Raw genomic sequence first — 22904 nt, 5'->3', positions numbered from 1 at the left:
TGCAAAAACGTAGAGTCTCCGCCGATACTAATTGGATGAAACTTTATATGTTCCCACAGTTTTTTTCGAAATACTAATGTTGCGCCTTTTACTCCGCTTCGCTTTTGAATTAGCGAGTGTTTTGCTTTTTTCGAAGTACATGAAAACCGTTCTCTTACAGACCAGATCGGCGTTTTTACGCTCCAGAGTATTAACTTGCTGTGCAAGATAGTTGGGAGCATAGTAGTCGTCATCGTCACATTTTGCGATAGTCTCATACCTACTTTTGGAAATTCCAAAGTTTAAGCATTCTCCTAGGGCGTGTATGCAAACTATCGAAATAGCTTAAGAACTGGTAAACTTAACCTATGAAAAGACGATACGAGATACGAGACGACCAATGGGAAATCATTAAATATATATTGCCACCGGAGCGAAAACCACAAGGCGGATGTATTTGTTCAACATCATCGATTGGTACAGCCGTAAAGTGATTGACTATGAGCTTTCCAGTACGCTTGAGAAGGGCTTTGTTCTCAGGTGTCTGAGGCGCGCATTTGGCCACCGTAAGCCGGAGATGATGAACAGTGATCAGGGATCTCACTTCACCAATGGGGATTACCTCGAGCTGCTGGAGAAGGAAGGCGTCAAGGTATCGATGGATGGTAAGGGCCGAGCGACGGATAACAGCCGCACAGAACGCTATTTCCGCTCGCTCAAATACGAGTGCATCTATTTGAATGAATTCGAAGACCCTCGCGCGCTGCGCAAAGGGATAGCTCGTTATGTCCAATTTTATAATCAGGAACGCCCTCACCAATCTCTTAATGAAGCGAAGCCCGACCAATTTTACGCCCACCCTATTGAAAAAATCGCATCCTAAAACACTAGGCCCACGAGAAGAAGGACATAACTTATTCCTCAGAAAATCGTGTCTTGACAATGGGGAGCATTACAGTGGGCAGGGCTACCTTTAACGGATGCTCAACCTTTTGGATAACTGGGCCGAAAAATGTATTCTGAATCTTCTACCAATTATTCATTCGACGTTTATGCAACGCTTGTGATGGTGTATCCTTTCTATAAAGTGCCCCAGAGGTTAAGTTTCTTCTTGCTCATACGTTGATCCAAATGCATCAGGATCATTTTTCAATGCACGCAACCTTACTTCCTTGTACACTGGGGCATCAGAGTCATTCAACAGACGAATGTTCATTAGTCACTTCCGTTCAATTATCAAATTGATCTGCTTCTGCTCTTGAATTTCATCAATCGCTCGAAAAACGTAGCAGCAAAGCATAATCGGGGAAACATGGTTTCAGATCCGAAATGCCCCCACGCTGATCCCCAACTTGTCTGTAATAGATCGGAATACATTACACCCGGTTTCTTCGAAACTGCATCGGTGTGACGTGTTCGTGTTTTTTGAAAACACGGTTGAGATAAAATCCATTTTGATAACCGCAGCATTCGGAAATTTGATCTAAGGTTAGGTCGGTTTCCAGCAGTAAGGATTTGGCTTTCTCTAGGCGGAGTTGCGTGAGATATTGAATAGGTGTTATTCGGAATGTTTTCTTGAATCGCTTACTTAGCTGAGAAAGGCTGGTTTGTAACGCTTCCGCGATATCCAGAAGTCTAAGGTCCTGGAATGCCTGTTTTTGAATTAACATGGAGGCCTCCTCCGCTATGGGGTCTAATGGCGAATTGGTCAAATCGGCAGCATGCAAGGGGTTCTCTTGCAGTTCTTCACATAATAAAAGCCAAATGTTAGCCGCATAATGATTCAACTGCCATCTCGTCCACGGGTCATGACGGTTACCCATCAGGCTCATCGATCGAAAATTGGAAGCTAGACGTGAGACGTCGCGAATATTGATTTTGCCCGTCGGCGGCGATTCTGCTTCTGTTAGCTTAATTGGATTTCCCGCACAATCTCTCCATTCAACGAACATCACAAACAATGAAACAGGACTGTTCACAACCCGGCGAAAAGTTTCTCCAGGCGGACAGACAATGATATCGCCGAAGGAAGCGTTGCCTTCATGCGTTCCAATCTTATAATAGAATGAACCGTTTTCCACGGCAAATATAAGCCAGCTAGGATGACTGTCCTCGTAATTAACAAACTTATCTAACCGTTTCCAATGCATGAAATATAGTAAATATGGGACTTGTCCGCTTAAAGGTGTCGGGTTCACGATAGCTCCTTTTCACTGGAAAATTAGTATATAGTATAACTCAAAAAAGTGAGTGTTTAAAGTAACTTGATTGTACTAAGATATGGATAACCACTCGAGATGGTATATTATGCAAATTAAAGAGTGAAGGTGTTCGTAAATGGAACAATATTTATTTAATTCCAAAGTACCGATTACAGATGAATATGATCTAATCGTGTTCGGAGGAGGCTCCGCCGGCTGTATAGCGGCAATACAGGCTGGGAGAATAGGCATAAAAACGGCGCTGGTGGAGAAAAATGGGGTTCTCGGAGGGACAGCTGTTGTTGCGTCGGTTAATTTTCCTGGACTATTCCATGCTTGGGGGAACCAGGTTATCGCAGGCATCGGTTGGGAAGTCATTAGGGAAACGGAGCGCCGCGGAGGCGCAGTGCTCCCCGATTTTACAGTTCCATACAAGAACAACCAGCATCCGCGACATCAGATCAGTGTAAATCGGTTTGTATATAGTAGTGTGCTGGACGATTTATGTTTGGATGCAAAGGTTGTTCTGAGATTTCACGAAATGCCGGTTCACATTGACTCCGATGAGCATTGGCGATATGTACTGGTCGCCGGAAAATCAGGCTTAAGCTGTCTGCGTGCGAAAAAAATTATCGATGCCACTGGGGATGCTAACGTAGCGGGTCTTATGGGGTATGAGCGTGAAAAAAGCAAAAGCTTGCAGCCAGGAACGTTGATCTACAATCTCAGCGGCTATTCTTTGGAGCAGGTCGATCAGGTTCAATTGCACGGAATCTATAAGCAATCGCTTGCTGCTGGAGAGATCTTCGAGACGGATCATGTTCCAGGCGGGGTCCCTTTTTGGAGGGAATTAATAACGGCTGGTGGAAATAATATGCACATCCCAGGGATTGACGGTTCTACTTCCCAGCTGCGCAGTGAAGCAGAATTAAAAGCACGTCAATCTTTATCGCGGATTTATAGGTTACTACGAAAGGTGCCGGGATGTGAGCAGCTTCAGGTTAACTATTTTGCTAACGAATGTGGAATCCGCGAAACTTCAAGAATTGTTGGAGAAGCTAGAGTGACCTGTGAAGCGTATACCAGCGGGTACGTTTGGCCAGATGCCGTATGTTACAGCTTCTATCCGATTGATGTACACAGCGATTCGGGGAATACGATCGACATTCGTCCGCTTGCGGAAGGCATCGTGCCTACAATTCCTTATGGCGCGTTAGTACCCCAAGGGAGCGAGCACTTACTCGTTTCTGGACGTTGCATCTCTGGCGATCGCGAGGCCAACTCTGCTTATCGCGTTCAAGCAAGCTGCATGGCGACCGGTCAGGCAGCTGGAGCCGCAGCGGCTATCGCCGTACAAAATAATAGTTCCGTTCGCCAAATTGATTTAGACGAGCTGAGGTCGGTTTTGGCGAAGCATCAGGCAATCGTTCCATTAAAAAGATAAGCCTGGCAGAAGCGTACGATAGCTGCTGTCCGTATTCGCTATGGAGGCTTAACGGCGATCACATTATTTAGGAGGCGCTTTCATGAAAAATCGTTTAACATTGCCAGTACTTTTTATTGCTGGCTTACTAATGGCCACAGGTTGTAATTCTGGGGAAAAGACAAAACCCACATCTGCTTCACAAGAGCCTGAAAAAGCGAAGGCGCCCGTCGAGCTTACGATGGTTCCGTACTATCTCTCCTTGAGCGATGAAGACTTCGATGAATTCATCGTAAAACCCGTACGAGCAAAATATCCGCACATCACGATGAAGCTGGATCGGACCGAACCAGAGAAACTGGCTGCCGCGAATATCGTTCCGGATTTGTTCTATACGGCGAATTCTCGTTACTCCACATTCGTGGATATGGATATCCCTTATGATATGAAGGAAGAGATCAAGGCGAGTAAACTGGATATGAATAAATTCGCAAAGCCGAATATCGACTGGGTCAAGGAATTAGGTTCGAAGGGGGAGGTGTATGGCCTTCCGTTCGATATTAACCAATACGCTTTGTTTTACAATAAGGATCTTTTTGACAAGCGTGGAGTTCCTTACCCGAAGGACGGATTGACGTGGGATGAGTTGCTTGAGCTATCCAAAAAGTTGACGTACCAAGATGGCAGCGTACAATACCGGGGATTAGTCGTAAACACTCCGGAACAACTCGCCCGGATACGATCCATCGCTTTCGTCGACCCGCAAACAAACAAGGCGTTGATAGATAATCCTGCGAACAAGGCCGTCTTAGAACTTATTCAAGGGTTTTATCAAGTACCGGGGATGATTGTGAACAACGAATTCCCGATGAAGACAGCCGATTTTGTAAAAGATGGAACGGTCGCCATGACGTTAAATTGGATTACGGACTTGGCGACGAGCATCGGGAAAAATAATCCCAATATGAATTTCGATCTTGTCGGCGCCCCAGCGTTTAAGGACTTGCCGAACACAACAATTGACGGCGGCCCGAAAATGATAGGTATTTCCAAAACAAGCAAGCATAAGGATGACGCATTCAAAGTGCTTCAGCTTCTTGTGTCGCCGGAAGTACAGTCTGTGATCAACCGGAAAGGCCGCTTGACTGCTCTTGCGGATGAAAATATCCGTAAAGATTTCGCATCTGATCTGCCTATCCTGAAAGGAAAAAACGTTCAAGCAGCGCTCAAAGTGAAACAGGCCAAAATGGCACCGTCGAACCCTTACACAGCAATTGTTGTTAGCAAATTCAACGGAGTAGCGAAGGACTTGGCGCTTCGTACAAAGGATATCAATACGATTCTCAGAGAAGTACAGGAAGCCTCAGATAAAGCAATTCAGGATGAACTGAATAAAAAGAGCAAGTAATATTTTAAGCCTACCGATTCATCCAAGCCGAGACTGGTCAACACACGCTTCTTCTCTTTGGTTAAGGGACGGGCGAATTGTTTGCTGCTTGTGGACGGATGTGGTAGATTTTCATCAAATAAGGTGCCCCTCTCTTTGGGTGATGTTGTTCGGACAAACACCATTCAACCAAAGATTTGGGGCCCTTTTCACGTTTTCATAGAGCGAACCCAAAACGATGATCTATATCCTCAAGGACGACAGGTAGCGGAAGTGATGAGACTATGGAATGATCATAGAGGAACGGAATCGAGTTTGGAACTGGATAACCTTTTTTTGTAAGACAATGGCGTCTCCTTCACGATTTTCTGAAACTCCCGACCATCCATCCACATACTCAACCAATACGGTAAGGTTCAATAGCATCAATCATAGAAGAATATGTAAGTATGCATAAAAATACACCTAGGCAGACAAGAGTAGATTTCGTCTGCCTATTTTTTTTAGTTATTGAGCCCCAAATACCTAAAAAAACGGTTTGTGTCCGTGCGCGGAAATTGAAGCTCGGCTAATCCGGGAAAGCCGCCTTCGGAGGCGACAGCGAGTTCTCTCCCTAATCAGGTAAATGCTACCATGCGGATATGAATTGGATACTAAACTTTGGTATAATCAAGGTATATTGGGATAGTATGTGATGGAATTCGGCTTGAAGTGAGGTTGGGGTACTGTGCAATCATTGCGGCAATGGAAAGATCATTTTTTTATCGGCAGAGAAGCCGAGCTTGAACTGCTGCGTCAGTTTGCTGACCGTAGTGGGCAAACGGAGCGCATTGTGAATATTTATGGTCCGGGAGGCATCGGCAAAAGCTTTCTTCTCGACGCGCTTCACCGCGTTTTGGAGAAGAACGGCTCCTCGTTCATTCTGTTGGGCAGCCGGGATTTTATCCATTCCCCTGAAGCGTTTGCAAGGCGGTTCCTGTCTGTTCTAGGCTCTATCCGTTCCGATTTCGATGTCGCAGACGAACTCGAACAGATGCCGATCGCCAACTGGACGGACGCTTGTCTAAAGAAACTGAATGCGCTCGCGGCGGACAACCGAATTGTGCTTGCGATCGATACTTATGAGGAATTGAGCGGGTTGGACTTGTGGTTGAGGCAGGAGTTCATCGCACGGCTACCCGGCAACGTACTGGTCATAATAGCCGGCAGATTTCCCTTACGAGGTGAATGGGCGGTCTCGCCAGGATGGCGCCGGATGATCCGCCCCTTGCCGCTGTCGGAGTTCCCTTATGAGACGCTGTGCGAATACTTGGGGAAGATTGGCATTCTGGAAGAGGGAATGATGCAGGAGCTGTGGAGGTTCACTCGAGGACACCCTTTCACACTTTCTTTGGCAGCCTCTACAATCCACGCCGGTTCTACAAAACGCATGGAGGGAGCGGATCGAACGGAGGTGCTGAACGGACTCGTCCACCTTTGGTTGAGAGAGGTGACGGATGAGAACTTGCAGAAGCTTCTGGAGGCCGCATCGATGCTTCGGCATTTCCATCAGGATTTGCTCGGCCACGTCATCGAACAAGAAGTCCAGGCTGTCGATTTCCGACGGTTGACCCAACTTTCGTTTGTCCGGTTCACTGAACGGGGATGGGTGCTGCACGATTTGATGCGGGAATCCATCCGCCAAGATCTTCGTGCCCGAATGCCCGAGACTTACCAACGTTTATCCCGGCGCTGTGTCCATTATTACGATCGGAAATTGCGGCAAAACTCAACCAACCAAGATATTTCGTGGGAACGTGGCGAGTTTTTCTTTCATCTGGGTGACTCGTTGATTCGAGCCGTATTTTTTCCGCCACTCTCTGTATCCTCCCATCACTTGGAGACGATGGACGGGCACAATGTGAACGAGGTTGTCCATTATTTTCAGCAAAGGACAGCGGAATCCCGGGACAAAAAAGTTTCCTTCGTCGACCACGAAACGGACCGGCAGTACGACTTGATCGTACCTGCCAGCCAGGATCGTAAAGAATCGGATTTGCTCGACCCGCGCAGCCTGCTTGCACTGTGCCCTGACGCCGTGCGTCTCCTCAGAAACGAGGCAGGCCGGCTAATCGGGCTTGTCGTCATGATTCCCATTAACGAGCACACGCTCGATTATTTGACGACACAACCGGTAAGCCGCGCCTACTTCAAAGGGTTGACGCCAAGCCGGAAAAGAGAGTTTGCCGTACCTCGGCAAACGCAGAGCGGCTGGTACATACGTATGGTCGACGCGCTCGACCCGGAAGACGCTTCGGCCAGAAGAGACTTGTTGAGCTTCGTTTTCTCTCACATTTTGACCGGAGGCATATTGCTGGCTTCGACACCGCTGCCCTTTTATCAGACGCTGCTCCGGCGGCTCGGATTCGAAGAGGTGCCGAAAGCGCTGCACCATGATTATGGCAAGGACACGCCATCGCCGACCTTCCTGATCGACCTTCGCGGCGTTAGGCTGCAAGCTTATCTGGATCGCATGGCTTCGAGCATCGGAATCAAAACAGATTCCGAACGGCTGGCCGGATTAACCGTCCGAGAGAAAGAAATCGCTGTGCTGCTGCTGGGGGGTAAAACCAACATGGAAATCGCCTCTCACTTGCATTTGAGCGAAATTACAGTCAAGAAAAACTTGGCCCATATGTTCGGCAAATACGGTGTTAAAAACCGGGCGCAGTTGATGATAAAGCTGTACGAAGGCCCCGACTCCCGACACGGGCAAATCGGAAGAAATATGCCAATGAGCCCCGGGCATCTTATTGACACTCCTGATGGGGGGAGTACCAGCGCAGCCGACACCACACGCAAACATATGGAATAAAGTGGCCGACCTTGTTCGCGGGGAACGGTCTGCTGGTTCCAGATGACTCGAATATCTTCGTGCGAAAGTGCCGGTAGATCTGATATTGACAAATCTGGTTAGCGGGTTTATCTTAAGTACAATCAGCAAATCGGATCATGCCTATGAAGAGTATCCAACTCGGAGGCGTTTTCGTCAAGAGCATCCTGCTTGGGATGTTTCCTAAGTCAGCCGGGCTCGCCCGTTATCGCGGAACCAAGAGGATCGAATGATGCGCGTCATGTTCGGTCAAGTTGGGTGGCACCGCGAGCGAACGCTCCTCGTCCCAATTGGACGGAGGGCGTTTTTTGTTGTTTATTTATTCGGGGAGGTTGAGGAACATGTATCGTATTCACAATTTTAGTCCGGGGCCGGCGGCGCTGCCGCTGGAAGTATTGCAGCAAGCGCAAGAGACGTTCATCGAATACGGGAGTTCCGGTATGTCTGTCATGGAGATGTCCCATCGTAGCGGCGAAGTGGAGCGACTGTTTGTGGAAACAAGTCAATTGCTGTTAGAGCTTCTGGGCCTTCGTTCGGGGTATAAAGTCTTGTTTATGGGTGGCGGCGCGAGTATGCAATTCGCGTTGATCCCAATGAATTTCATGACGCATGACAAGGCGGGACACTATATTTTGTCGGGAAGCTTCGCCGAGAAAGCTTTTCTTGAGGCACGAACGATTGGTGATGCAAATGTTGCGGCAAGCACAAAAGAGAAAAACTGGAGCAGTCTTCCCGGCATCGACGAAATTCGGCCGGGGGCGAACAGTGCCTACCTCCATATTACGACCAACAATACAATCGAAGGCTCACAATTTCATGTCCTTCCAGATGCCGGTCACATACCACTCATTGGCGATATGACAAGCGACCTGCTTGGTCGCTCTATTGACTTTACGAAGTTTTCGATGTTCTACGCAGCGGCGCAAAAAAATCTCGGTCCCGCCGGCGTGACCGTTGCGGTGATTCGGGAGGATTTGTTGGAGCGATGCGCAGAACAGATCCCAGCGATTTTTAAATACAGCACGTACGCGCAACACGGTTCGCTCTACAATACGCCGCCCGTCCATAGCGTTTTCATGATGAAGTTGATGCTTGAATGGACGAAGCGTCAGGGGGGAATCAAGGAAATGGAAGAGCGCAATTCTGAAAAAGCCAGTCTGCTCTACGACGCCATAGATCGCAGCGGAGGATTCTACAAAGGGATGATTGCGGAGTCGGACCGTTCAAAGATGAATGTGACTTGGCGTATGCTGGATGACGGACTGGAGAAGTTATTTGTCCAGGCATCCGAACGTAACGGATTTGAGGGATTGGCTGGCCATCGCAGCGTCGGGGGGCTGCGCGCATCGGCGTATAATGCAGTTCCGGTCCAGGCGTGCGTGGAGCTAGGCGCATTTCTGGTTGATTTTCAAAGGCGATACGGATAGAACTCTAGTGAAACCGTCTTTTGACAATGGGGGTACCACCCAGCCTTATACGAAAGGAAGTTTCTACTAATCTAGGGAGAACGTTATTCAATAAAGCAGCGGCAGTTTAGGACATTCTTTTGTGCCCTGGACTGCCGTTGTTTTTTTATAGTCCGTGCTTAACAGTTCCCAAAACTATACCATCGTATAATACCGGAATTGAAGTCTCCGTGGTAAATTGAATCGCAGGTATCCGATGTTCTCTTGATGGAGTTTTGTCGGGTAACAAAACCGTCTTTGAAAGAAAGGAAAAAGTGGAGGAATGGAACTATGAATTGGCTTGTAACGATTCATGTACTGTCAGCAGTGCTTGGAATCGGACCGACGTATTTCGGTCATATTTTACTGCGGAAGAAACAACGCCGCGAGCAGCTTCTTCAATCGTTGTCCCTGTTCAAGCTGCTGAACTATTTTCCGAAAATCGGCGGTTCGATTGCCGTAGTCTCGGGTATCCTGCTCGTTGCCTTTTCAGGGTGGAACTTTTCAGATTTATGGATTCTCATTTCCTTGGTCTTGTATGTGCTCATTCAGGTAGTTGCGGTAGGCATGCTTAGCCCGGTATTGAATCAACTCGTTCAGGTGCTGAACACTGCGGACGATAGGGAAAACAATCCAATCGCGCCAGATAGCAGCCAAGCTCTTCTCGCAAAATCAAACCGGCTATACAATACGGCTTCCATTCTGGGTACTGCACTGATCATTATCATGATTGTAAAACCGATGTGAGTTTTGACATGGTCAAGGAAGAACCTAATAAAAATTGGAGGAGAACGGGATGAAACATTTAAATGGAAAAGTCGCTTTCGTATCGGGAGGGGGCCGTGGAATCGGGGCGGCTGCCGCACTAACGCTGGCTCTGCAAGGGGCCAAAGTTGTTGTGAATTATGTTCGCCAGTCGGAATCGGCGCAGGCTGTCGTGGACCGGATTCGACAAGCCGGAGGGGAAGCTGCGCTTGCCAAAGCGGACGTGCGCGATCCCGAACAAGTGAGGGAAGCGCTGGCCCCCATTCGGGCGACATGGGGCGACATCGACATCCTGGTGAACAATGCGCATATGTCCTTCGTCATGAAGCCGGTAATGGAGATGCAGTGGGAGGAGCTTGCTCAGAAGTTGAATGATGAGATGAAAGCCGCTTTTACTTTGACGAAAATCGTGTTACCCGCCATGATCGAACGGAAATACGGAAGATTGATTTACATCTCCAGCAATGCGGCCGAAGCTCCATTGCCTTATATGGCTGCACACGGCTCGGCCAAAGCAGCGCTCGATGCATTTGTCAAATATGTGGCGCTGGAGAACGCCCCTTATGGAGTGACAGCCAACATCGTTTCACCCGGACTGGTCGAGACGGAAGCATCAAGCGAAACGCCGGAAGTGATCAAGCGGCAGGTCGCTGCTATGACTCCGATGCAGCGAGTAGCCGTGCCGGATGATATTTCGGGTGCGATTGCCTTTTTCGCCAGCGAGGAAAGCAGGTTCGTCACCGGAACCTGTATGAAAGTGAACGGTGGCATCAATATGGATTAGAATCTGCGCTGCCGAATAAGCGACGGGCAAGGCGCGCGTCTCCAGGCTCAGAATCGCCCTTCATCTGGCTAAGGCAGCCAGGCAAGGGCGATTCCATTTTTTGGTTTGTCGATCCCCCGCACGGGGCAGAAATGTTCTATGCCCGTTCAAAGTCGCAGCCCGTGCGGCTTTTTCCATGTTAAGGGTTCGTTCTGTTAGAAAAAGGATTTTGGAGAGGGTGCGGCGAATCGCTTATTCAGGGAGAACCGATTTCATACAAGCTGAAACAACCTTGGACTGCATCCGTGCAAAGGCAAGAACATTAGACCATGTTCCCCCTGAATTCCGTAGTAGATAAGTTGGAGCGGCCCGTTTCACGTCCGGATCAGTCCGGTGTCCGGGACTAAGCTTTGAAACGATCAAGGGGAATGGTAAAGGTGCCGAACGACATGGACAAATCCGCCGCATGGGACGGGCGGGAATCAATGAATAGGATCGATCTGCGAGAGGATCAGTATATCGCGGGCCGCGGCGAGCAGCTTGCGGTCTTTAGCCGTTATTTGTCCGGCGAGGTAGATGGCAAAACGATATGGAGCCTGTACGGAACGGCCGGCATCGGCAAAAGCTTCCTGTTGGACGCATTCCGCCGTCAGGCCGCACGAGCAGGCGCGATTATGCTGCAGGTGGACAGCCGCGATTTCAACCATAAAGGAGATTTGCTGTGCCGGCAGCTGCTGCGGCAAATGCCGGGCGGATATCCACCGCTTTCCGATCCGACGGATGCTTGCTTCGCCCGTTTGGATCAATTGGCCACGCAAACGAAGGTCATTATCGCGCTGGACACGTACGAGGAAATGGGCGACCTCGACAGCTGGATACGGGAGCGGTTTATGAAGTGGCTGCCGGACGGGATCCTGTTGATCGCGGCGGGCCGCTATCGGCTGAAAGATAAATGGATTCTTTCCCCGGCGCTGCGCGAACGCATCCTGTTCATGCCGCTGGAGCAATTGACCGGGCCGGAAAGCGCGGCCTATTTGCGGCAATGCGGCTTGGCCGACGAGGAGCGGATCGAAGCCGTCTGGCACAAGACTGGCGGCCATCCGCTCGCGCTGTCGCTGGCGTCCGTCGTCCGGCCGGATGAGGATTGGGCCGGCCGCTCGGGGGACTGGACGGAATGGTTTGAGCATTTGGCCAAGGCATGGCTGAGGGAAGTGCCTGACGATTTGCTGAGGAAAGTAGTGGAGACGGCGGCCGTATTGCTGCACGTCAACAGGGAAGTGCTTCAGGCGGTCATGGACCGGGACATCGACGACGAAACGTTCGGGCAGCTCGCCTCCCTGTCCTTCGTCCGGAAGACGGAGCGTGGCTGGATGCTCCACGATTTGATGCGAATGGCTACGCGCAAGCAGCTCGAGGAGCGGATGCCGGCTTATTTCGAGCGGATGCGCGCCAGAGCGGCGCTTTATTACGCAGCGCGAATCCGCGAAGCCGCTTCCTACCGGAACACGGAGTGGGAAGTCGGCGAGCTGTTTTATTACACGGGGATTCCGCTCATACGCTCCCTGCTTCAATCCTACTCCCGCGGCCGGTATACATGGGAGCTGGTGACGCCTGCGAATTTGGGCGAAGGGGAAACGTATTTGCGCAGACGGCTCGAAGCGGCGACGCCTTTGATGTTATCCGGCATGGACCCGGAAACGGAAGAGCGCTACGAAGAATTCGTGGGCAAAGAAGACATGACGATGACGATCAAACATCTGGATTTGCGTACTTGGGTCGAGCTTGACCAGCAGTCGGCCATGCTGCTTCGTTCCGCGAACGGAGAAGCGATCGGACTGGCCGTTATCGTTCCGATCCACAGGGGTACCTTGCCTTCCTTAAGCCGGGATCCGTTCGCAAGTCCGTATTTGAGCTCGCTGACGCCGTCGGAGCGCCGGCTTCTCGAGGCCGAGCCTCCCGGGCGAGCGGGATGGTTTATCCGGACGATCGACTATGCCGACTGGCAAAACCAGGACATGGTGCTCGAGACGATGTATTTGATGTTTTCGTACATGTGTTCAGGCGGGCTTTTCTTCGCCTCTCCGCCGCCGATGGAGTTTTTCCGCATGTCGCACCTGAATCTCGGCTTTCAGCCGGCGGCGGGAGTCGTTCACCGGCATTACGATGGCAAAACGCCGACCCCGTCGTTCGTGCTCGATACGCGGGGAGACAAACTGGAGACGTTTCTCCGCTTTTTGCTGAGACGCGGCGGCCTTCCGGACGAGCCGGATTTGTTCGATGGCCCGGGCAGCCAGCTTACGGAACGGGAGCGGGAAGTCGTTGCCCTCGTTCTGGACGGCTTGACGAACGGGGAGATCGCCAAAGCGCTGTTTGTCAGCGAAATTACGGTAAAGAAGCATGTCAGCTCGATCTACGGCAAGCTGTCGGTGAAAGGACGCGGCCAATTGATCAAGCTGTTTTCCGGAAAGCCGCGCATCGGCTGACAAGGCGGTGCCGCTATACGCTCGCGTCCCATTCGGGATGCGGGCTTTTTGTGCGTTTGGCAGCGCAACAGCGAGGAGATGCCGTCTGGTGAAAGGCGGAAGCGCACAGTGTACAAGGTTCCATCCGCAACCATGATTATACGATCGTATAATACCGGGATGAAGCCGGCCGTGATACATTGAATGGCATGTGAGCCGCCGATTGTATCCGGAGGGCGGTCGCCGGGAAGGGTGTGCATGTTCGAACGGGAGCGTATCTTCAACGATGGAGCATGCACGGGTCGAGGCTGCCTCAGTCCTCGGAACGTTGCGGAATTGGGAGGTGCAGGTAAATTCGCAAGATTGACCGGATATCGAACGGAGCGCTTGGGTTCCTCGCCAGTGCATGCTTTCGTGCTCGGCGCAAGGAAATACAAGGAGATGAACGATGTAATCGTATGGAGGAGGAGACTTACTTTGGCCAAGAAAATGATCGTCGGTTCCACTTTCTATTTTGTCATAGGGGTTGTCATGGGCATGGCGATGTCCATGACGGAAAACTACGCGCTGTCCCCGGTTCACGCTCACATTAATTTGCTTGGGTGGGTGTCGCTGGCGCTCGGGGGCTTGCTGTATCATCTGTTTCCCGATGCCGCCAATTCCAAACTCGGCAAATGGCATTTTTGGCTTCATATGCTCGGTATTCCGCTCATGATGGCAGGGCTCGCGTGTATGCTGCTGACGGGAAGCGCCGCTTTCCTAGCCGCCGTTTCGGTCGGAGGCGTGTTCGTGGTAGTAGGCACGATTTTGTTTTCAGTCAATGCCGTTCGTCACGTGTTATAACGATCTGAACTACCTGCATGAGCCGAGAATTGAGTGACGCGTCTAGTCGGATAGATGGTTACGCGCGGGTCGGGGCGGCCGCAAAAATATGTAGTTGGGATGAGGAGGCACAATATGTATAGAAAGCTGATCAAACGGAATATGCCGCTGCTGCTGGCAGCATTGCTTGCCGTGCAGCCGCTGGCTGTGGCGGGTGCTGCGGACCCTGCGGCTTGGCCGGGGAACAGGGAAAGCGAAGGCAGCGGCGCTGCGGGATGGAACGACAGATTGCCCTCATGGGCTTTGGGCGAAGTTACGGAGCTGGCGGACGCGGGCGTCCTGAGCGGCTATGAAGACGGAACGTTCCAGCCGGACCGGGCTGTAACCCGGGCGGAGTTCACTGCGATGCTGAACCGGCTGGCGGCCAAGCTGCCGCAGTTCGGAAACGGTCAAACGCGGGAAGCGGTCTTCACGGATGTCAAGGATGAGTGGTATGCGGAGGAAGTGAAGAAGGCGGCTCGGCTGGGGCTGGTGGAAGGGGATGCGGCTGGAGCATTCCGGCCGCAGGCTCTCTTGAACCGCCAGGAAACGGCTGTCATGCTGGGCCGGCTGACAGGCCGGAAGGCTGACCGAGAGGCTGCATTCACCGACAGCGGCCGGATTCCGTTCTGGGCGGCTCCGTCTATCTCGGCTCTTCATGAGGCTGGCATTCTCCAAGGCTATGAGGATGGAGCGTTCCGCGGCGAGAAGAGTCTGACCCGCGCGGAAGCGGCGGTGGCGATCCATCGCACATGGAAGCTGCTGATAGGTCCGGAGAAGGCGGCTTCGCTGACCGTTGCGGTCAAGTCTGCAGATGGGCAGCCGCTGGCCAATACGCTCGTTCGTGTTCACTTGAAGGGCAAGCGGGCCCAACTCGCTGCGGGGCGGACAGACGATCGAGGCAGCTATACCTTGCCCGGAGAGTGGAAAGGCGGGGCGTACGATATTTATGCGACAGGCGACGGCGTCGTGGGCTTCCGGAGCGTGGATTGGGCCCCTGGTACGTCGGCCTATGACATGATTGCAAGCAAGGCAGCCGTGCTGGAGGGCAAGCTGACGGGAGACGACGGCAAGTCGGCGGGCGGAGTAGTTCTGGCGTTTACGACGAATCCGACTTATTATGCGATAACGAAAGCCGATGGTTCTTTCACCGCGTTTGTCGAGCCGGAGCGTACATACCGGCTGTCGTATATCGCGGATGAAAGCATTCGTGCGGCTGCTGCGAAGGCAGGGAAGGCTGAGCCGGAGCTGCTGCAGACGGAGCAGGCGAAGAAGGCGCTGGCTTTGCTGGACAGCGAGGAGGCGAAGTCGGAGAGCTGCGAATGCGTCCGTACGGACGCGCCAGGGACATACACGGCCCCCAAAGCAGGAGCCAAGCTGGATCTGGGCGTGCTTCGCCTGGACGGAGTGGCGCCAACAAGCTCCGGCGGCGGAAGTGGAAGTGGGGACGGCGGTGGCTCGGTGGGCGGAGGCTCAGAGGACGGCGGCTCGCATACGCCGGATCGGACGCCGCCGGCGGTACCGGACGGACTGAGAGCGGAGTCCGGAGACGGGCTGATCGCGCTGGCCTGGACGGCGAACGCCGAGAGCGACTTGGCCGGCTACCGGATCTATGGGCGCGAGGAAGGCGCTCAGGAGTGGAGCATCCGAACCGATGCTGGCTTGTCCGTATCGCATACGGCGAGCGAGCTGACGAACGGCCGGGCTTACGAGTTCGCGGTAGCGGCTTACGACAAGAGCGGCAATGAGTCCGCGAAGTCGGAGCTCGTACGGGCAACGCCGAAAGCAGGCAATCCGCCGCCGGATGTAACGCCTCCGGCTGTGCCGAGCGAATTGAGAGCAGATTCGGGGGACGGGAAGGTAATCCTCACCTGGGAGCCGAGCAGAGAGGACGATCTGGCCGGTTACCGGATCTACTGGCGCGTGTCTGAAGGAACGGCCTGGAGCGAATCCGACAAGCCCGGACGCGAGAACGGGTATACGGTTACCGGACTGACGAACGGAACCACGTATGAATTTGCCGTGAGCGCTTACGATACGAGCGGCAACGAGTCAGCCAAATCCGAGATGAGGCGTGAGACGCCGCGGAACGGCCAGACTCCTGACCGGGAGCCCCCGGCCGTGCCAAGCGGGCTGAGGGCAGAGCCGGGCGTGCGGAAAATTCAACTGAGCTGGACGGCGAACACGGAAGCGGATCTGGACAGTTACCGGATCTACAGCCGCGTGATGGGAAGTCCGATCTGGAGCGGGGGCGTTGACGTTGGCCGTGAGACGACGTATACGGTGCTCGACGTCTGGCATGACCGGACGTATGAGTTTGCCATTGCAGCGTGCGACACGAGCGGCAATATTTCCGCGAAGTCGGCGACCGTCAGTGCGACGCCGCTGAGCGAAGAACAGCCGGACACGACGCCGCCGGCCGTGCCCGCCGGGCTGGCTGCCGTCGCGGGAGACGGCCGGGTCGCACTGAACTGGACGGCGAACGCAGAGGCCGATCTGGCCGGCTACCGGGTTTATGTCCGGGCGGCAGGGGCAAGTTCGTGGGGAGCGGCGCAAGAGGCCGGAAAGACCGCCTCTTACACCGCGACCGGCCTGTCCAATGGCATAGCCTATGAGCTGGCCGTAGCGGCCTATGACGAGAGCGGCAACGAGTCAACGAAGTCCGGCGCGGTGCAAGCGACGCCGACCGGCGGTGGCGGAGGCAATCTGCCGCCCGATCCGGGCAGCGTAGCGACGGAGCTGCCGGCCTCGGGCCAAGCGAGCTTCCAGGCGATGACGGACTTCCTGTACACGGGAGCGAATCCGATCCAGACGGGCGTGCAGCCGGGCGCGATCGAAGCGGAGCGTGCAGGCGTGCTGAGAGGGCGCGTGCTGGACACTGCCCAGGCGCCGATAGGCGGCGCGCGCATCACGGTGCTGGATCATCCGGAGTGGGGTCAGACGCTGAGCCGGGCGGACGGGATGTTCGACCTTGCGGTGAACGGAGACGGGATTTGGACGCTGCAATATGAGAAGGACGGGTATATGACCGTGCAGCGGAAAAAGCAGGCGACGCCGGGGGATTACGAGCATCTGGAGGATGTGGTGCTGACGGCGTACGACAGCAAGGTGACGCAGGTGCAGCTGGAGAACAGCACGGAAATCCAGGCAGCGCGGGGTACGCCGGTAACGGATGAGGACGGAAGCCGCCAGTCGACAGTGCTGTTCCCGGCGGGGACGACGGCGACGATGAAGCTGCCGGACGGGACGGAGCAGCCGCTGCCGAGCATCAGCTTCCGCTCGACGGAGTATACGGCAGGGCCGAAGGGACCGAAGGCGATGCCGGGCGAGCTGCCGCCGTATGTGGCGTATACGTATGCGGTGGAGCTATCGGCGGACGAAGCAGTGCAGGCGGGAGCGACGGAGGTAATCTTCGACCGGGAGGTGTACCATTACCTGGATAACTTCATCGGCTTCCCGGTTGGGGAAACGGTACCGAATGCGTACTATGACCGGGAGAAAGGGCGATGGATCGCGTCGCCGAACGGCAAGGTGATCGGGATCGTCTCGGAGACGAACGGCCTGGCCGGGATCGATGCGGACGGAGACGGAGCGGCGGACAGCGCGGAGCAGCTGGCGAAGCTGGGTGTTACGGAGGAGGAGCAGCGGAAGCTGGCGGAGCTGTATGAGCCGGGGAAGACGCTGTGGCGGGTGCCAATCACGCACTTCACGCCGTATGACCACAACTGGCCGTACGGACCTCCGGGAGACGCCGAATCGCCGCCGGATCGGGAGCCGAGGGAGAAGCGGAAGAAGGAAAACGATCCGTGCAAGAAGAAGGGCTCGATCATCGGCTGCCAGAACCAGACGCTGGGGCAGCAGATCCCGATCGCAGGAACGCCGTATATGCTGAATTACATGAGCGAGCGGGAGGAAGGCTACAAGGCGAAGTCGACGCTGGAGATTCCGGTGAGCGACGGCAGACCGCTGCCGGCTTCGCTGCTGAGGATGAACGTGAGCATCCAGATCGGAGGCAAGCTGCACCGGGCAAGCTTCGCCCCGGCCCCGAACAAGACGTACACGTTCGAGTGGGACGGGAAGGATGCTTATGACCGCGAGCTGACGGGCTCCTATCCATACACGGTCCAAGTCGATTATGTGTATAAGATCCAGTATTATCCGTCAACCGCTGAATTCGAGCGCAGCTTCGGCCGTATTTCGGCGGCTCCATCCTCCGTTCTCACAGCGAGTCGAAACACATCTGAGATTAGTTTGGGCCAAGTTTGGAGCGGAGCTTTGGAGAGCCCCCGAAACCCATACGCAGCCGCCGGCGTTGCAGGGTGGAGCCTTGACCCGCATCATGTTTACTATGACGGCACGAAGAGACTGCTGCTGGGAGACGGCACGACGCAGACTAAAACCATGTCGTTGCGGGGCGAAGTGGACTTCACCGGCAAGATGGGCGGAGGCTTCTCGCTTGAAGGGTATACCATCGACTACGGTACGATGACAACAGGCATGGACGGGTGGATCTACTATTCTGCCGTCAACTTCACCAAGCAGAGCAGAGTGATTGCGGGACTCGATCCGAGAGGAAGAGTAGTCAAGGTGGCGGATGTTCCGGTATCCAACGGGAGCGTAATCGCGGTTGACGCCCAGGGGACGATCTATAGCTACGATTCCGGCAAATACCAGCTGCTTCGCAAAACGAAGGGGCAGACCAACTGGGAGGTTATTGCAGGCACGGGCAGAGGGGGCCCTACGACCCCTCTGCCGGATGGAGCGGAGGCCAAAAACGTAGCACTGGCAAACATCTTCGAGCTGGCGGCAAGTACGGACGGCTCTGTCTACTTCACGTCTTACCCGATTCGTCCGGGTGACCGCAATCTGGTTCCGTATCGGACCACCCTGTACAAAATCGGTCCGGACGGCATCCTCCAAACGCTTGGAGATCATATGGCCAAAGGCAAGGATAGCGGTCCCGGCGACAAGGCGGGAGTCGGCGCAGTGGAGCAGATCCGGATGGGAAGCGACGGCTCTCTGTATATGTCCGATACGACTGGTGGTACGCTGTGGTACGACTACCGCACATTCACAAGGGTGCGCAAGCTAAGTCCCGACGGCACCTTGTCACGGGTGGTGGGTGTGCTGCTCGATGAGCCTGGCAGCAGGCCAGCCGCTCACGGTATGAAAGCGACGGAAGCCGAGTTTTATTTCGTTAACAATACGATGTCAAGCGGATTTAGCAAATTTTTTCTGGACGCGCGGGACCGGGTCTATTTCAGAACCGGAGGCGGGAATGTTTACCGTGTTGAACAGGACGGACTATTGGAGAAGCTGGAGAGTCCGTCGTGGGTCTTGGAACAGGCGACGCAGAATTTTGACTTGACAGCCGTTACCGCTGACGGCGGACATATTGTTGCAACAATGAATGATCGTTATCAAGTCCGCTATTTTCTGGTGAGCGAATCTCAGAGCCTGATTGCGACTCCCGACGAAGGCGGCCAGGTTGTTTACCGGTTCAAAGGTGAGGACGGAACGCATCTCCAGACAACGGACGCCTTGACAGAGGCTGTATTGACCAAGCTGGATTATGACGAGGAAGGCCGTCTGGTGCGGATTACTGACCGGAGCGAAAACTTTATAAAGATCGAGCGGGATGGTGCCGGCAAGCCGGTGGCGATTGTCGGGGCCGGCGGCCAGCGGACTCAACTGACGACGGATGAACAGGGCCGTCTGGTTGCGGTCACAAGTCCGGCTGGCGAAACGTACCGGATGACATATGATGCCGGGGGACTGCTGCAAACCTTCGTCAATCCGCTGGAGCAGACCAGCCGCTACGCTTACGACGAGGACGGATTGCTGATCCGTGCCGAGAACGGGGCCGGAGGCGTGCAGACGCTGAGCCACACAGATACGGCCGATGGGACGACAGTCACCTTCACCGATGCGGCGGGCCGCTCGACTGTATATGAGACGAAACGAATCGAAGGCGGCGTGCAGCGCACGACCACCGACCCGGACGGTGTGCGTCTGGTGGCCACGGTGCGGCCGGGCAGCGAGCGGATCGAGCTTCCGGACGGAAGCGTCATGACGAAGACGATGACAGGCGATCCGCGCTGGGATATGGATGTGCCGGTCATGAAGGAGTCGACGCTGACACAGCCTGACGGAAAGAAGGCGACCTTTAACGAAACGCGCGCTGTGGAGATGCATGAAGACGGGAGCTTGAAATCGTTGACTCATATTTACAAAACGGGGACGTCCGTAACCGAGGTGAAGTACGAAGCGGCGACTCGGCGATTGACCGAGACGGGGCCTGACGGGTTGAAGCAGGTGTTCTCTTACGACGAAGCCGGCCGGGTTGTCCAGGTGGAATGGCCGGGACAGCAGCTTGTTCCACTTGTGTATTCGTACGACGGGAAGGGACGGCTCTCCCAGGCAACGCGCGGAGAGCAGCTGGCCAAGTACACGTATGACGAGCGGAATCGGCTCACGGCTTTGACGGATGCAGCCGGCCGGACAAGGTCGTTCGCTTATGACGAAGCCGACCGGTTGATCTCCTCCACAACGTCGGGCGGCAAAGTGTACGGCAGTTCGTTTGACGAGCTGGGGCAACTGACCGGTCTGACTATGCCGGACGGAACGTCTTACCGGCAAAGCTACAATGAGCTGGGCCAGTTTGCGGGATTTGCGTCCGCAGAGGTGCCCGACTGGATCAGTCTGGAGCATGGAGCCGGAGGCATATTGGAGCGGTCGACGCTGCGCAGCGGCCGTCAGATCGACTATGTTTACGATGCGGCGGGCGGCAAGCGGATCACCGGCATGAACGATGCGGATATCCGCCGCACGTTCGAATATGCCGATCATACGGACCGGGCGAAGAAGCTGGAAAGCGTCGGTCTGACCCCCGGATCGCTGCCGCAAATCAACGAATATTCCTATGTCGGCGATCAGGTGAGCAAGCAGACGATCACGGGCAAGGCCAAAGGTGTTTATGATTATTCATACGACATATTGGCCAATCTGACAAGAATCCAGACTTCTGTCACAAGAATGGTCTATGGCGTGTCGCAGACCGCTTACGTGACGACCGATCTGGGCAGGGATGCCGCCAACCGGCTAGTCAAGTACGGACCGTTCACGTTCGACCGCAGCGGCCCGAACGGAAGCGTAGCGGGGATGAATGACGGCAAGCTGCAGGTGACGCAGACCTACGACGAGCTGGGCCGTCAGAAGGAGCGGGTCTATACGCTGGGCGGGCGTGAAGTATACCGCACCCGGCCTGAATACGACCTGAGCGGCAGCGTCGCGAGCTTGACGGTGACGACGCCGGAAGGAACGGAGACGACCGTGTATACCTTCGATCTTGACGGGCAGCTGACGAATGCGCAGCGCAGCGGTCCGGGAGGCGTGACGACGGAAGCGTATGAATACGATGCGAACAAAAACCGGATTGCCCGGGAGGTAACGGGGTCGGAGCGGATGACGAGCAGCTACGGACCGCATGATGTACTGACGGCTGTAGGCGGAACGGCGTACAGCTTCGATGAAGACGGCTATCTTCGTCAGCGCGGCGCGGATACGTTCAAGTATGGAGTGCGAGGGGAGCTGCTGACGGCTACCGTGTCCGGAGCCACTTACAGGTATGCGTACGACGCGCTGGGAAGACAAACGTACCGCGAGGACGGAGCCGGGCGTTTTATCCAGTATTTGTACGGAGACCCGACATCGCTGCAGCTGGTGACGAGCACGGTGAACGAAAACGGGGAGCTGACGAATTACTTGTACGACTATGACGGTCTGCTGATCGGGCTGGAGCGAAACAATGTCCGTTATTATGTGATCACAGACGGCGTGGGGACGCCGCAGCAGGTGCTGGACGGTCAGGGGAAGGTCATCAAGCAGCTAAAGTATGACAGCTACGGAGGCGTGCTGTCGGATTCGAATCCGGGATTTGCGCTGCCGATCGGGTATGCGGGCGGACTGGAGGACCGGGGAACGGGACTGGTGAGGTTCGGCGCGCGCGATCTGGATACACTGTCGGGCAGGTGGACGGCGCGCGATCCGATTCTGTTCGAGAGCGGTCAGGCGAATCTGTATGCCTATGTCAACAATAATCCGGTGCAGTACCGCGATCCGTGCGGGACGATGTGTATCGGGGCAACCGCTTATGACGGAATAGGCGGAGGCGGGCGCGTCTGCATTAACAAAGAAGGCTTTTCCTCCTGCCTGGAGGCGGGCTTTGGTGTAGGGGGCGGCCTGGATATCGCACCGTTCGAGGGCTTGACCGCGGATGGTTTGTCGGTCGAAGCAACCGCCAAAATTACAAAAGGAGCGCTGGCCCTAACGCTCGGAGTCAAGCTGAAGGATCAATGGGAAGGCGGTTGCCTGGACGTTGACCCTATCGGTAAATTGGAGATGGGGCCGTTCAAGACAGATCTGTTCAGCCCGCTGGAGAAGGCGTCGGTGAAAGGAAAAGAGGAGAATCTTGGCAAGAATATCCTCGATCTCTTCAAGCCGAGTACCACCGAGCTGGCCTTGAAGGCCAAGGGCTGCAAGTCTTATAAGTGGTAAGCCGGTTCAATTGTACCACTGGCGTTGGCAGCACAGAGCCGCTTCTCTTCCCTAGACGGGGAGGAGAAGCGGCTTTGCCGTTTCATACTGGGTATCCGGCGGATGATGGGCATCGATTATCAGATTTGGCTCGGAAGATAGATATCGTTGTCGCTGGTTTCAAAATGGGGTTTCGAAGCAAGCCTTGACA

Annotated in this window: 12 protein-coding genes; 10 read left to right on the top strand and 2 right to left on the bottom strand. The window is 54.4% G+C overall.

The genetic code is table 11. The features are described from left to right. Positions 1–27 precede the first annotated feature (27 nt). Complete coding sequence (locus tag ABD796_RS35580; protein WP_425566839.1) at positions 28–306, bottom strand: glycosyltransferase; 279 nt, start codon at positions 304–306, stop codon at positions 28–30. Positions 307–430: 124 nt separating this feature from the next. On the opposite strand from ABD796_RS35580, the gene ABD796_RS01670 reads away from it, so the two are divergent. After that, positions 431–862, top strand: coding sequence for an integrase core domain-containing protein (locus ABD796_RS01670; protein ID WP_344901848.1), 432 nt, complete (start codon positions 431–433; stop codon positions 860–862). 493 nt (positions 863–1355) lie between these two features. Here ABD796_RS01670 and ABD796_RS01665 read toward each other — a convergent pair whose 3' ends face one another. After that, on the bottom strand, positions 1356–2177 hold the full coding sequence (locus tag ABD796_RS01665; protein ID WP_344901845.1) for a helix-turn-helix transcriptional regulator: 822 nt from the start codon (positions 2175–2177) through the stop codon (positions 1356–1358). A gap of 139 nt (positions 2178–2316) precedes the next feature. On the opposite strand from ABD796_RS01665, the gene ABD796_RS01660 reads away from it, so the two are divergent. The 9 genes from ABD796_RS01660 (at position 2317) to ABD796_RS01620 (ending at position 22714) form a co-directional block, all read left to right on the top strand. Then, positions 2317–3624, top strand: a complete 1308-nt coding sequence (locus tag ABD796_RS01660) for an FAD-dependent oxidoreductase (protein ID WP_344901842.1) — start codon at positions 2317–2319, stop codon at positions 3622–3624. Positions 3625–3706: 82 nt separating this feature from the next. After that, complete coding sequence (locus ABD796_RS01655; RefSeq protein ID WP_344901839.1) at positions 3707–5011, top strand: ABC transporter substrate-binding protein; 1305 nt, start codon at positions 3707–3709, stop codon at positions 5009–5011. A 706-nt stretch (positions 5012–5717) separates the two neighbouring features. Next, entirely contained in the window at positions 5718–7844 is a 2127-nt protein-coding gene (locus ABD796_RS01650; protein ID WP_344901836.1) for a LuxR C-terminal-related transcriptional regulator, read from the top strand. A gap of 359 nt (positions 7845–8203) precedes the next feature. Then, a complete protein-coding gene (gene serC, locus ABD796_RS01645; protein ID WP_344901833.1) occupies positions 8204–9289 on the top strand; it encodes a 3-phosphoserine/phosphohydroxythreonine transaminase in 1086 nt (361 codons plus the stop codon). Between the two features lie 309 nt (positions 9290–9598). Next, complete coding sequence (locus ABD796_RS01640) at positions 9599–10054, top strand: DUF2269 family protein (RefSeq protein WP_344901831.1); 456 nt, start codon at positions 9599–9601, stop codon at positions 10052–10054. A 49-nt stretch (positions 10055–10103) separates the two neighbouring features. Continuing rightward, a complete protein-coding gene (locus ABD796_RS01635; RefSeq protein ID WP_344901829.1) occupies positions 10104–10856 on the top strand; it encodes an SDR family oxidoreductase in 753 nt (250 codons plus the stop codon). Between the two features lie 416 nt (positions 10857–11272). Continuing rightward, entirely contained in the window at positions 11273–13318 is a 2046-nt protein-coding gene (locus ABD796_RS01630) for a LuxR C-terminal-related transcriptional regulator (protein ID WP_344901827.1), read from the top strand. 456 nt (positions 13319–13774) lie between these two features. Further along, positions 13775–14140, top strand: a complete 366-nt coding sequence (locus tag ABD796_RS01625; RefSeq protein ID WP_344901825.1) for a cytochrome-c oxidase — start codon at positions 13775–13777, stop codon at positions 14138–14140. A 114-nt stretch (positions 14141–14254) separates the two neighbouring features. Next, positions 14255–22714 carry an S-layer homology domain-containing protein gene (locus ABD796_RS01620; protein ID WP_344901823.1) on the top strand — a complete coding sequence of 2820 codons (8460 nt, stop codon included), beginning with the start codon at positions 14255–14257 and terminating at the stop codon, positions 22712–22714. The last annotated feature ends 190 nt before the right edge of the window (positions 22715–22904 follow it).

The organism is Paenibacillus hodogayensis (genome assembly GCF_039536325.1).
GTDB lineage: Bacteria > Bacillota > Bacilli > Paenibacillales > NBRC-103111 > Paenibacillus_AB > Paenibacillus_AB hodogayensis.
The sequence above is the reverse complement of the archived record's forward strand: the minus strand, read 5'-3'. Positions and strand labels throughout refer to the sequence as shown.